General features: G+C 59.9%; 10 protein-coding genes and 3 pseudogenes. 4 read left to right on the forward strand and 9 right to left on the reverse strand.

The window, feature by feature from the left end; genetic code table 11:
- Positions 1 to 24: 24 nt before the first annotated feature.
- Positions 25 to 156 carry a hypothetical protein gene (locus SJY11_RS01025; RefSeq protein WP_376984623.1) on the forward strand — a complete coding sequence of 44 codons (132 nt, stop codon included), beginning with the start codon at positions 25 to 27 and terminating at the stop codon, positions 154 to 156.
- A 143-nt stretch (positions 157 to 299) separates the two neighbouring features.
- On the opposite strand, the gene SJY11_RS01030 is transcribed toward SJY11_RS01025, so the two are convergent.
- Positions 300 to 2444: a hypothetical protein gene (locus SJY11_RS01030; RefSeq protein WP_376984625.1), complete on the reverse strand. Its 2145-nt coding sequence runs from the start codon at positions 2442 to 2444 to the stop codon at positions 300 to 302.
- A complete protein-coding gene (rffA, locus tag SJY11_RS01035) occupies positions 2441 to 3577 on the reverse strand; it encodes a dTDP-4-amino-4,6-dideoxygalactose transaminase (protein WP_376984627.1) in 1137 nt (378 codons plus the stop codon). Before rffA ends, SJY11_RS01030 begins: the two co-directional genes overlap by 4 nt.
- 86 nt (positions 3578 to 3663) lie before the next feature.
- Between rffA and SJY11_RS01040 the strand changes: the two genes are divergently transcribed.
- Together SJY11_RS01040 and SJY11_RS01045 are read left to right on the forward strand one after the other, a co-directional pair.
- Complete coding sequence (locus tag SJY11_RS01040; RefSeq protein WP_376984628.1) at positions 3664 to 4050, forward strand: DMT family transporter; 387 nt, start codon at positions 3664 to 3666, stop codon at positions 4048 to 4050.
- Between the two features lie 89 nt (positions 4051 to 4139).
- Positions 4140 to 4561: pseudogene (locus SJY11_RS01045) on the forward strand (helix-turn-helix domain-containing protein); the annotation flags it as partial.
- A gap of 61 nt (positions 4562 to 4622) precedes the next feature.
- On the opposite strand, the gene SJY11_RS01050 reads toward SJY11_RS01045, so the two are convergent.
- A protein-coding gene (locus SJY11_RS01050) for an IS3 family transposase (RefSeq protein WP_376984629.1) occupies positions 4623 to 5761 on the reverse strand; the annotation gives its coding sequence in 2 pieces (ribosomal slippage) (positions 4623 to 5503 and positions 5503 to 5761; 1140 coding nt in all).
- 84 nt (positions 5762 to 5845) lie between these two features.
- Here SJY11_RS01050 and SJY11_RS01055 point away from each other — a divergent pair.
- A pseudogene (locus SJY11_RS01055) lies at positions 5846 to 6373 on the forward strand (IS630 family transposase); the annotation flags it as partial.
- A 127-nt stretch (positions 6374 to 6500) separates the two neighbouring features.
- Here SJY11_RS01055 and SJY11_RS01060 read toward each other — a convergent pair.
- From SJY11_RS01060 to SJY11_RS01085, 6 genes and pseudogenes are all read right to left on the reverse strand, one after another.
- The gene (locus SJY11_RS01060; protein WP_376984630.1) at positions 6501 to 7940 is read right to left on the reverse strand and encodes an NAD(P)/FAD-dependent oxidoreductase; all 1440 of its coding nucleotides are present in this window, start codon (positions 7938 to 7940) and stop codon (positions 6501 to 6503) included.
- Complete coding sequence (locus SJY11_RS01065) at positions 7937 to 8659, reverse strand: TylF/MycF/NovP-related O-methyltransferase (protein ID WP_376984631.1); 723 nt, start codon at positions 8657 to 8659, stop codon at positions 7937 to 7939. The genes SJY11_RS01060 and SJY11_RS01065 overlap by 4 nt, the downstream gene beginning before the upstream one ends.
- An 84-nt stretch (positions 8660 to 8743) precedes the next feature.
- A complete protein-coding gene (locus SJY11_RS01070; protein ID WP_376984632.1) occupies positions 8744 to 9697 on the reverse strand; it encodes a glycosyltransferase family 2 protein in 954 nt (317 codons plus the stop codon).
- A gap of 25 nt (positions 9698 to 9722) precedes the next feature.
- The gene (locus tag SJY11_RS01075; RefSeq protein ID WP_376984633.1) at positions 9723 to 10574 is read right to left on the reverse strand and encodes a class I SAM-dependent methyltransferase; all 852 of its coding nucleotides are present in this window, start codon (positions 10572 to 10574) and stop codon (positions 9723 to 9725) included.
- Positions 10567 to 11268, reverse strand: coding sequence for a WbqC family protein (locus SJY11_RS01080; protein ID WP_376984634.1), 702 nt, complete (start codon positions 11266 to 11268; stop codon positions 10567 to 10569). Before SJY11_RS01080 ends, SJY11_RS01075 begins: the two co-directional genes overlap by 8 nt.
- Before the next feature lie 407 nt (positions 11269 to 11675).
- A pseudogene (locus tag SJY11_RS01085) lies at positions 11676 to 12793 on the reverse strand (IS5 family transposase).
- Positions 12794 to 12866: the final 73 nt, after the last annotated feature.

Consider the following 12866-nt stretch of genomic DNA (forward strand, 5'->3'; position numbering starts at 1 on the left):
AAAGACCCACGTGAGTCAGCCTCGATGGCCGCTGGTATAAAGCTCTATGCCCTGATGGCCGACGGGACCGCCGCCCAGATCGGCTCCGGCTGGTCGGGCCCGACCGGAGGGCGCGTGGCGGACCATATCTCCCCGGCTCTCGCCCCTTACCGGTAGCAGGCAAGCTGCCGCCGGATGTCCCTTCGCGGCAGAGAGTAGACGGTGCACCCGCTCCGTCTCCTTTCGACGGAGTCCAATTCAAACCGAGGGCGCTTCAGGGGGCAACGTCATGGGATGCCCGAGTGAAACGCATCAAGCGCTTATTGAGCCGGGAGGTTGCCCAGTCCAACCTCTCGCATTTCTATCAGGTCACGTATGCGGCACAGCGGGTTACTCCACGGCCCATGCCAGAGCGTCAGTTTGGCTTCTAGCCGGCTCTCGAACAGGATTCCAACCTGCAAGATATTGGCACGAAAGACGCGACCCCCTGTTCCTGGTGCATGCACGAAATCGAGACAGCGGCTGTACTCGACTGGCAAGATCAGGACAGACCGTCCAACCGCTTTCGCACGAACATGAAGGCTGACGCCGTCGAAGGACATCGAGGCGTCTGTCGCCGGCGTGAGAGGACCGATTTCAATACCTTCCGGCGCACCGATGAAGCTCTCAAGCGGATTGAAATCGGCGGACTTCATTGCGGCGATGGCTGGACCGATATCCAGTGCACCTAGGGACCGGGTGGGCGAATAGTTCCCCAGATTGGGTCGATCGAACTCGTAAAGATGGAGGGTTTGGCCGCTGTACTGCATCGTGGCTCGAAGGCGGGCCCGATCCACCGGCGGCGGCAGATCCGAGATCACGAAGCGAACACCCAGCATGCTAAGTGCCGGCGCTTCGATCCGTCGCAAAACTTGCACGCTTCGCGTTTGACGATCTTCATCACGAGCCAATAAGCGCGACGTCACGAGGTGGAATGCCGGAGTCGTCGTTGGACCGTACTGGAAGAGAGTTGGTATTCCGAAGTGGTTTAGCCCGACCAGACGCATCTCGTTACCCGTCGCCGCGGAAAGAGCACCGTCGAGTTGATGAAGATCCTCCCATCCGACAGACGCCTTATCCGGTAGCATCATGATACTGGCGGTGCGGCCGGCAAAATTGCTGCCAAGTGGCACCCCGCTTTCGGATGCGATGATTTCGGTGAACGGAGTCGCTGCGGGTGGATAGGGAAAGCTCCAATTGGATCGATGGCCCGTGACGGCGAGGACGACTGCAGCGGAAGCCGTGCCTCCGACGAGCAACGGAATGCTCCAGGCCCCCAACGCGGCGCCCCATCGGCCGAGGCAGCGGCCGATAAAACGCACCGCAAAAATAGCATAAAGCGGCAGAACGAAGAATTCAAAATAGAGGGCGCCGGGTCCGCGCCAGAAATCGACCAGATACGTCAGGAGCCAGAACGAAATCCTGGATACGAAGTAGGTCAGCAGCGCGACCGCGAAGATGCGCGTCCGGCGGTCCGAGCTGTCGAAGATGCCAAGCACCGCGCCGCAAAAAGCGAGCACAGCAAGAAATGGCCCCACCGGCCCCACCATCGACCAGTGAAACAGGATCGAAGCCATTAGAATGGTGGCGCGATTATTGACGAAATCGCCCGGAAAAACAAAGACTGCCGTGTCAATGAAAAGCCCGAGCACGAATGCGGCTGGTCCGCTGGCAATGAGAAAAAGTAAGAAGCTGGCGACGAACCAGGTCTTGGCTGCTCGCTCGCCCGAACGTTGCACGCCGATCAGCCCTGCTACGCCGCAGATCAGTAGGAAGGGAATCGCAAGGATAAGCGTCAACGGGCTGGCAAGGAGGAAGAACGCCACGAGGCTCATCGCTCCCACGGCGAACGGCCAATTTTGTCGTACTCCTGTCTGACCGAACCGCAAGAAGCAGGCGCCAAGCAATGAGGACACGGCAATCAACGTGCCCTGTTGGGGAACGAGTGCAAGGATGGGATAGATCAACCCCGGACCGCCTAGCGGGAACATGCAGAGACAGAGGAGTAATCCGGCGGCGACGGCTGTGGGCCGGCCCATCCCCAAGGTCCGCGCCAGACAAGCAGTCGCAGCGAGCATCTCGATTGCGACGATGAAATAGACGCCGACTTTTGCGAAATCCGTCTGTCCCATCCACGCCGTCAACGCAAATGAGGGAAACAGCGTGACATTCATCGCGCAGAAAAAGATGTCACCGATGCCTTGGTAAACATCCATGGAAATCGAAGTCAGAGGCACGTCCCACAAAAACTGACGACGGGCGAGATCTCTTATGTATCCACCATCGAACCCGATAAGCAGTTGAGACCGATTGAGCCACAGCGCCAGGGCTAGGCCGAGTGCGCCGAAAAGGATCAGCGAGAGCCGTACCCAGAAAAAATGCGTTGCGCCGGAGTGTGTTACCGCGCACCCATGTGCGGATTTCATGCCGGCACGCCGAGTATACTCAACAGAGTCGACGTGATGCGGCGAACGGTGTCGATGCTCATCTGATAATAGAGCGGTAGACGTAATCCTCGTGCCGCAATGTCCTCGGTCACCGGAAGATCTTCGGCTCGATATCCCATTGAAAGGCCCATCGGCGACGAGTGCAGCGGGATGTAGTGGAATTGTGCTTGGTAACCGGCGGCATTGAGCTGCTTTCGGGCCAGCTCGCGCAAGGCCGCATCGGCGAAGATCAACGAAAAAGCGTGGCCGTTCACGCTGCGGCGCTCATCAACGCGAGGCAATTGAGCTAATCCATGCCGTTCCAAGGTCACGAGACCTTCATGATAAGCTTCAAACAGCGCGACCCTTCGGGCAGTGTTTTCATCCTGTCTTTCCAACTGCGCGAGCAGCATGGCTGCCTGCAACTCCGTCGGATAGAAACTCGATCCCAAAGCGACCCAGGTGTATTTATCGACCATCCCGTCGATGAACTGCTGACGGTTGGTCCCGCGTTCCCAAACGCAGAACGCCTCCCCCTCGTCGGAGGGATCGCAGATCACCAAGGCGCCGGCCAACCCCGCATGGAGATTCTTCGACTGATGAAACGAAAAGCAGCCGAAGCGGCCAAACGTGCCAAGCGGCTTTCCGTCCAGCGTGCTTCCAAGCGCCTGCGCCGCATCTTCAATGATGTAGATTGCGCGACCGCCGATCGCGGTCTTAAGACCATCCATGTCCGCGGCGATCCCCGCATAATGCACCGGGACGATCGCCCGCGTTCGGTCGGTTATGCGGGCCGCAACATCGGCCATGTCCATCATCTGAGTTTCAGCATCGATTTCGCAGAACACGACCCGCGCCCCGGTACGCAGCATTGCGGACGCAGTTGTACAAAAGGTATAGGATGGGACGATAACTTCGTCGCCAGGGCCCAAGCCACAAAGGAGTGCGCTCATTTCCAGCGCTGCCGTGCAGCTATGAGTGAGTAGGACGCGCGATTTTCCAAGCGACTTCTCAAGCAGACACGCGGCCCGTCTTGAGAAAACCCCGTTTCCACCAAAATCCCTAAGCGCAAAGACTTCGGCTATATAATCTTGCTCCCGACCGGTGAGGTAGGGCTCATTGAAGAGAATCATGCTGCGCGTTCCATATTCAGGCGACTGTATTGCCATAGGGAATTTGACATGCCAAGGGCTGGCGTGGGGACCGACGGGAGGCAGAATTGGATACCAAATTCGTCGGAATGGCCCTAATCGCTGTGGCGGTTCTGTCTCTTACCGCCGCGCAGATTCTGATCAAATCGAGACTTGGCCTGCTCGGGGCGATACCGCTATCGCCCCGAGAACTACTTGCCTACGGACTGCAGCTTGCAGCCGATTGGGCAATCTGGATCGGTATTGGCGGGCTGCTGGTCGCAAGTCTGCTCTGGTATGCAGCGATCTCGCGGCTGCCTCTGTCTGTCGCCTATCCATTCGCCGCCCTGTCATATCCCCTCATATTTCTGGGTTCGCTGGTTCTGCTGCGCGAGACGTTCTCATGGCAGGCACTGGGCGGCAACGTCATGATCGTCCTCGGGGTGCTGTTAGTCGCGAGTTCGACGCAGGGCTAGAGCGGGTTTCGATCTGATTGAATCATTTGGGATTCCCAAATCAGCCTGGAGCTGATTCAGACTGCCTGCCGGGTCGGAGGCCGGCGGGGATGTCGAAAGCTCTGTCTGTTGATCTTCGGGTTCGGGTGCTGGCTGCGGTCGCACGGGGTTTGACGCACCGCCAGGCCGGCGAGCGGTTCGGTGTGAGTGCGGCGAGCGTGAGCCGCTGGCGTAAGCTGGAGCGTGAGCAAGGCGATGCGCGGCCCGGCCCTCTCGGCGGCGACCGGCGCTCGCATGGGCTCGAACGACATGGCGCGACGATCCTGGATTGTGTTGCGGCCAACCGTGAGATCACGCTTGGCGAGCTCAGGACCGCGCTTGAAGCGAAGGGGGTGAACGCCAGCATCGCCGGGCTCTGGCGGTTCCTCAACCGACACAAGATCACGCTCAAAAAAAGTCGGCGCATGCGAGCGAACAGGACCGCGCCGATATTCTGAAGCGCCGGCAGGAGTGGTTCGAAAGCCAGCCCGACAGAGCTGGCTCGGTTTGTCTGAACAGTTTGCGGGCTGTCGCTAAGTGGATTTCGGCCCTGGCTATGCCGCAACCGGGATTGGCTGCAGCGCGTTGAAGTAGGCCTGATCGGGCGTCTGCCGTCCCAGGCTCTGGTGAGGTCTCCGGCCGTTGTAGAAAGCGAGATAACGGCCGATCGAGGCGCGCGCGTCGGACACGCTGGCGTAGGCGCGCAGATAGACCTCCTCGTATTTGACCGATTTCCAGATGCGCTCGACAAAGACGTTGTCGCGCCAGGCGCCCTTGCCGTCCATGCTGATCCTGATGCCCGCGCCGATCAGCAGGGCGGTGAACTCGCGGCTGGTGAACTGCGAGCCCTGGTCGGTATTGAAGATCTCCGGCTTGCCGAAGCGCGCCATCGCCTCCTCGACGGCCTCGATGCAGAAGGCGACGTCCATGGTGATCGAGAGCCGCCAGGCCAGAACCTTGCGGCTGAACCAGTCGACGACGGCCGTGAGATAGACGAAGCCCCGCGCCATCGGGATGTAGGTGATGTCCATCGCCCAGACCTGATTGGGCCGCGTCACCGGCAGCTTGCGCAGCAGGTAGGGGAAGATCTTGTGCCCCGGCGCCGGCTTCGAGGTATTCGGGCGGCGGTAAAGCGCCTCGATCCCCATGCGCTTCATCAGCGTGGCGACGTGAAGACGTCCAGCCCTATGGCCATCGGCCCCAAGCAGCCCCTGCAACATGCGGCTGCCCGCGAAGGGATATTCCAGATGCAGCGCGTCGATCGCGCGCATCAACGCCAGGTCGGCGGCAGGAACCGCGCGGGGTAGATAATAGACGCTGCCCCGGCTGATCCCGAGCACCTTTGCCTGCCGGTTCAGTGGCAGGTCGTGCGCGCGGTCGATCATCGCTTTGCGCTCAGAAGGCCGGCCTTGCCGAGCGCGCCGGACAAAAAATCGTTCTCCAGCGCCAGCTCCCCGATCTTGGCATGCAAGGTCTTCACGTCGATCGCAGGCGCACCGGCCTCGGACTTCGCCTCGGACCCGAACACGCCGGCAGCCCCCTCAAGAAGCTGGCTGCGCCATTGCGTGATCTGGTTGGGGTGGACATCGAACTGCTGCGCCAGGTCGGCCAGCGTCTTCTCGCCCTTGATCGCCGCCAAAGCGACCTTCGCCTTGAAAGCCGGGCTGTGGTTCCGGCGAACGCGTCTCGTCATATCCGCTCCTGTTCACGGCAATCATGCCGCGTTCAGGCCGAAAATCCACCTATGCCCGGTGTCCAGATTTCCCGAGCCAGCTCTGACCTGGATCCCGAGCGCCTCGTCTTCATCGACGAGACCTGGGCATCGACCAATATGGCGCGCCGTCATGGCCGATGTCCGCGCGGCGAGCGGCTCAGGATGGCCGTCCCGCACGGTCATTGGAAAACGACGACCTTCGTCGGGGCGTTCACCCTGCGCGGCTTCATCGCGCCCTGGGTTCTGGACGGGCCGATCAACCGCGATGCCTTCGAGACCTATGTCGCCAAGGTGCTCGTCCCAGAACTGCGCCCGGGCGACGTCGTCGTGACGGACAACCTCTCCAGCCACAAGGGACCCAGAGTGCGCGAAATGATCGAGGCAGCAGGCGCCGAACTGCGTTATCTGCCGCCCTACAGCCCTGACTTCAACCCGATCGAGATGGCCTTCTCAAAGCTCAAGGCCCTCCTGCGCAAGGCAGCCGAGCGAACCGTCGGCGGTCTCTGGAGCGCCATCGGCCGCATCATCGATCTCTTCGATCACGCAGAATGCCTGAACTACTTCACCGCCGCAGGGCATGATGCAATCTGATCGGAAAACGCTCTAGTCGTGTCGCGGCTGAGGGAACATGGAGTTGCCATTTCGCTGCGGCACAAGTGCGCCCGCCTGCGCGACGCGCCCCCCCACGGCAGCGAGATGCTCTTGGTGCGTCCCGCACTCACGCAACCGCATGACCATAGCGGTACATGTCGAGCATTTCCGGCGGAATGCCCCAGTCATGCGCGCCAACCTGGTCATGCAACCGTTCGAAATTATCTCGGTGAAGCTTGGCGATCTGGTCGTCCAGACGGCCGTCTGGCGGCGCGAAACCATGCTGATAGGCAGCGTTGATCGTGTGTCGTACCGCCTTGTCGATGGCCTGCTGACGTGAGAGCGCACGGATCAAAGGGCGGTCCGGGCGGAGGGCGGAGAAACGGGGATCGACCGCTTTGCCATCCATGATGTCCGCCAGGATCGTGGAAATAAGGGGGGACAGGTGAAAGCCGTCTCGCTTCGTGCCCGTGGCGATGAAGAAATTCGGGATTTCAGTTTGTCCGAGCATAGGATAGGTATCTTGGCTCGATGGTCGCAGTCCGACATTCACGCGGACGAGTTCTGCGCGATAATAGTTGGAATTGATTTGATCGATCACGTTCCGCAGAAGGTTATCGACCGCTGAGAGGCGAGGCCGTGTGACGCGGTCCGGAGAAATGAAGTTCGAAGCACCTATCAGGACGTGATCCTGATCCTCTCCGGGCGCGCCGGGGTAGGGGGCGGAGTAGACACCGCAGGCAAGCCCACGGTTCGGAGTCCGGATGCAGGCGCTCAACGCAAATTCCGGGCTCTTGATCTCGATGGAAGTGCCGACGCCCGAGAAAACGCGCTGAACATTCAGCCCGAGATCGCTGGCGCGGAGAATGTCCGAGACTGTGGCACCAGCCGCCAGCAGAAAACGGTCGCCATCGACGATCGTGCCGTCATCGAGCTCGGCGCCGCTCACGCGCCCGTCAGTAGCCAGAAGACGCCGGGCTTCCGCGTCCAACACCGTGACGCGCACATCCTGCTGCAAAACGAAATCGAGCTTCTCCAGCGTCAGGCGAGGATTGAGCCAGCCTTCGTTCTCAATCAGGATAGCCCGCAACGCCCGCGTGCGCTGCCTGGGATTGTACTGGGGAATATCCCTGGGCGAGACCCATTGATAGGGTTCCTGATAGTGATCGAGAGCTGCAACGATCGCGTCGAAGCTCTCGTCTTCGAGATCGTCGGTCGCAGTGTTGTTGACGATGAAGGTGCCCCGCGATACGCGCCCGGCGGCCGATTGCGCGCCAAATCGGCGGCTGTCGCCGCCGACGCTCGCTGAAAGCTCTTCCTCGAATGACCGCCAGGCAGCCGTTGCGTTCCGGCTGAGTTCGAAGCGGTACCGATCGAGTTCACTGTCGAGCGACCCTGCCTCGATCTCCGCGTAAGAATTGAGCATGGCCGCCGCTGCCAGCGTGGCCGATGACGGGCGCTGGTGACTGCCAATGATCACAATCTCGTCGGCCGCATTGGCTCGCTGGGTCAAGCGGAACGCGATGGTGAGAGCGACAATGCCATTGCCGATGATGACGGTCTTCATGTCTGCACGGAGCCGGATTTGATGATATAGCAAAGGCCTGGATAGGTCTCCGCGCGGCGGATGCGATGCGAGACCTTGCCAAGGATGTGTTCAGCGTAGACGCGCCCCTCTGCCGGGATGACGTCGCGGGTGAGTTGCCAAAACGCGATGATGCCACCCGGAACGAGCCGGTCATAAATGAGATCGAACGCCTCGAGCGTCGGCTTGTATGAATTGACATCGAAAAATGCGAGCGCGACAAACTCGCCAGGGTTCTCGGTAAAGAATTGCGGGATCGTTTCGCGACAATCGCCGGCTATCACGCGGTGCTTGCCATTATTATGGCCAAGGACATTGCTCTTCTCGTGCATCACCAGCAAGCCGCGCAGGAACTCGGCATAGTCCGTTCCCTCAAGCGCATAGGTCCCGTCCGAATGCAGAGCCGTCGCTTTGTCCCTTTCTGAGAAGCCTGCATATCCTGAAAAGGTGTCGAAGCAGGCAATACGCCGATTGAGATGCAGCGGCTCGTAGATCGCCCGCAAATTCTCGCACAGCACGGCTGTTTGGCCTCGCCAAGTGCCGACATCGAACACCATTCCAGGCAGATCGACGATCTGCCTGTAGATTTCTGCCACGGCGAGAAACCTGGCTAGCAACGAGCCCCGCAGGAACAGGCCGAGCGATCGCTCCTTCTCCTCGGGCGTCGCGCTGTACGCCTGCATCGCCTCGAAGATCGCCATGCGCGCATCCAGGCTGGCTTCGTTCGAATACGAGGTGGATGCGGATTCGTGAGTTTTAGCCAATGTCTCTACCATCCTGATCTATCAGCTCCCTGCGGCAGCAGACTTGCTGAATTGGCCTGCGGGATACACATTTCTAATCGTCGTATATGGTCTTCGCTTTGATTCGGAATACGTTTTTGCCAAGTAAATTCCAATGACGCCTATGAATAGAATCGATAACCCACCCAAGAACCACACTGAAACGATAACAGAAACCCATCCTGCAACGGCGATATTGAAAATTAATTGCCTTAATACGATGTATATTCCAAACAAGAACGATCCGAGAGATATCAGCACGCCGGTGTAGAAAATCCACATGAGAGGAAGCGTGCTGAACGCCGTAACCGCCCCGACCAACAGCGAGAGCCGCTTGCGAAGGGTGTAAGTTGTCGAGCTTGTGCTTGCCTTATCGATCAGATGACCACGCTGATCGAAACCGTTGAGGTGATACAGGCCGCCCAGGAACATCTCGCGCTCGTCATGCAAAACAAGCGCATCCACGAAGCGCCGCGTCATGACAGCGGCAGTAACCCAGTTCGGCGGCAGCCACACGCCGGTGAAAAAGGCGAACAGCTTATAGAACATCGCCCCGGAAATCCGCTCAAACCATCCGCCTTTCCGCTGACGCTGAACCCCGTAAACCATGTCGCAGCCCTCATCGAGCAGCTTGGCATGAAACGGAATGAGCCATTCCGGCTGCTCTTCCAAGTCGATGTCGATCAGATAAACGAATTCCCCTCGCGTCTGGCTTAGCCCAGTGACGATGGCCTTGTGATGACCGAAATTGCGGGACAGGTCGACGATTTTGATGTGCGGATCGTGTGCCGCTCGTGCCAGCGCAATATCCAGGCTGTTGTCCGGCGAGCCGTCATTGACGAGGATGATCTCAAACTCATTCCCCACCAGCGTCTGGGCCGAGGCGGAAACGCGCGTGCAGAATTCTTCAATGTAAGGCGCTGATTTGTAAAGCGTCGCGACGACCGACAGTTTCAAGACAGCCCTCTCCAGATGGTTAGCCTCAGGTGGCATCCCGCCGCCTTGCCACCGCCAGCACGCTCGTGCCCATTAGCACCGTTGCTCCGGCTTGCAAACGAGCCAGCTCACTCTGGAGGCGGCGCCCAACGAATCGTCCGATAGCTGAATCCGGCAAAGCGTGATCGGCAGCGCTTTGGGCACCGCCTCCCTGCCTCGACCCAAGCCAACTCGGCAGCGCTCTCAGTAAAAGCACCGCGGGGACGAGGACCCCGAACAGATAGGTGGAGAACTCGACCTCAAAGCCCGCTCGTCGCAGTGCCCTGGCTAGCGAACGTCGCGTGTAGCGCCTAAAGTGACCCGCATGCCGGTCCTCCGCCGACCAAAGCCACCGATACGCCGGGACCGCGACGTAGGCGCGTCCGCTGGGCGCCAGGGAGGCGTATAGGCCAGCAAGAGCTGTGCCCTCATCTGCGATATGTTCCAGGACGTCAAACAAAGCGATTGCAGGGAGGCTGGCGGAAGGGATAGCCAACTCCTGAAAGGCGGCCTCGACAGTAGCAACCTTACGCATGCGAGCTGTTGCCGAACCATTCGGGTCCGGTTCGACCACGATGCAGTCGAAGCCCACCCGGCACAGATGCTGACTAACGTAGCCGTTGCCACCACCGATGTCGAAGGCCGTTCCGTTCGGCGGAAAACGCCTCATTACTGCTTCGATGGCGCGGTTTCGGTGGTTGAACCAATAGGAATTGGGCTCGATCTCCGCGAGCAATGCTAGATCGTCCTCCGGATAGGAGACTGGATCGCCCAACGTCTTCGAACGCCAATGTCCTTCGGCGACTTTGATGAGACCGGGTATCGAGGCACACCATCGATCTAAGAACGACTTATTCATGATTTGCTCGGCCGGCTTTCATGTAACTTAGCGCATCCGGGCCGGTGTTAAAAATGAGATCAAGAATGGACACTTGATGGGAGAATTCTCCGTGCAGTTGTGTATAGGGCGGATATCCCGAGTAATCCATCCATTCGACGGCGATACCATTTCGGTCTAGCAAAACCTCGTCAAGATATGCCCTAGCGGACGGGCCGCTAATATAATGGGTGGCGCCGAGCGCTCTGCAGATGCCAGCCAGCCTTGCCGTGCGTCCTCCGATAATCCCCAGATCACGAGATTGTATAAATCGTGTCTTGAATCCGAGTAGTGATGTAATGGCTTTTAAGAACAGAACGTTCAGCTGGCTGAGATTGGCGACCCCCGCAGCTTGATCGTAAAGCGCCGCTATAGGTGGCCCGTAAAGTCCGAAAAATGCGGTGCGCGAATAGGCTTGCTGGATAGCGCGCCAATGATTCTGTGCAAACGGTGTCGGCAGCGAAACATCCTCGATCTTCTGAAACGCCCCTTCCGCCTTCGACACAGGGACGGTCAGCCATTTGATGCCGTGCTGTGTCTTGATAAGATTACGATTGTGCCAGTGATTTTTGCTATATTGAACATCGTCATATACAACGAAAACATCAACAGATCCAATAATATCAAAATAACCCTTCCATGGAATGTATGATGACTGCAATATCGCAATGCGCATCGAGGAGCTCGTCACTGTCTAAAAATTTTACTTCGCTCAGATTATTTCAATTATCCGCTGCGGCGCTACAAAACATCACATCAAACTCGAACGCCATCGCCATCGCCATCGCCATTGAAAGGGATCACGTTAGGGTCTGCGGTTTGATATCGCTCCATCATCACAATCAGGCAAGCCTTGTAAAGAGCCCGTCTGGTGCGGGCCCATGAATCCGCTATGTGACATCGCCCCTCGGTGGCGCTAGCAGGCTGTTGAAGAAGGCGCTGGCTGGCGGAGTGGTGTCACTTACCGGCAGCGTTGGGATGATCGAGGGCGCCTGGTGAGCGCGATCAGGGTCGTCGGCCTGGGCACGGGGCGTCGCGCGGCTTCGACGATGATCGTCGCGGGGGCCGCATCGGTGATCTCGCTCATGCCGGCGCCGCCAACAGCTTCGGCAGGCGGACGAGGTTGTAGGCTGCGGCGGTTAAGGTGAAGGCCCATCCGACCCGGTCGACGCCGCGCAGCTTGGGCCTGTCGAGCCCGGCCACCCCCTTCATCCAACTGACGCCCTCCTCGATGCGCTTGCGGATGCGCTGGCTCGCGGCATAGCCGGGATGGCGGGTGGTGCGACCGTCGATGGCCGAGCGGCCGCGGCAACGGGTCAGGTTTTGCGCCACATGCGGGCGCACGTTCATCGAACGCAGCTCGTTCACGAAGTCTGACGCGTCATAGCCGCGGTCGGCCCCGAGCGTGATGGGCCGCGGCCGGTCGGCATGCGGTTCGATCATCACCAGTGCCGCCACCCGCTCGGCATGGCCAGACACCGTCGTCAGGCAGGCATCGACGATGAGGCCGGAGCGGTTGTCCATCAGGGCATGGCCGAGGAAGGCGAGCCGCGCCTCCATGCCGGGACCCTTGCGATAGAGCTTGGCGTCCGGATCGGTGGTCGAGGCGTGGGTCGCGTTCGAACGCTTCTCGCCGCGGAAGTCGGCCTCGGCGTTGCGCCCGCCCGACGCCGGCGGTGGCGGCTCGTTCGGGCCGGGGCCTCGTCCAGGCTCTTCGACCGGCCTGAAGCTCTTCATCGACGCCCAAGCCTGGATCAGCGTGCCGTCGACGCTGAAGTGCTCGCTCGACAGGAGCCGCTTCACACGGCGCCCGGCCAGCACGGCCGACAGGAACTGCGCGGCGACGTCGCCGGCGAGAAGCCGGTCGCGGTTCTTCGAGAACGTCGAGCGATCCCAGACCGCGTCGTCGATGCCGAGCCCGACGAACCAGCGAAACAGGAGATCGAACTCCAGCCGCTCCATCAGCTGGCGCTCAGAGCGGATCGAGTAGAAGGCCTGCACCACCATCGCACGCAGCAGCTTCTCCGGGGCGATCGACGGCCGGCCGAGGCCCGATTAGAGCGCCGAAAGGTCGGTCCCCATCACTGAGAGAGCCTCGCTCACCAGCGACCGGATCGCCCGCAGCGGGTGACCCACGGGCACCCGGCCTCCAGGTCCACGTAGCTGAAAAGCGCCCCCGTCCTCTCGTCCGATCCCCGCATCCCGCCTCTCCCCAGCGCAGAGAAGTGAATCACGTCAAGGCCGGATCCGCGAGCAACTTCTTTAACAGCCTGC

The sequence above is a fragment of the Allobosea sp. R86505 genome (genome assembly GCF_042466375.1).
In the GTDB taxonomy this organism is placed as follows: Bacteria; Pseudomonadota; Alphaproteobacteria; order Rhizobiales; family Beijerinckiaceae; genus Allobosea.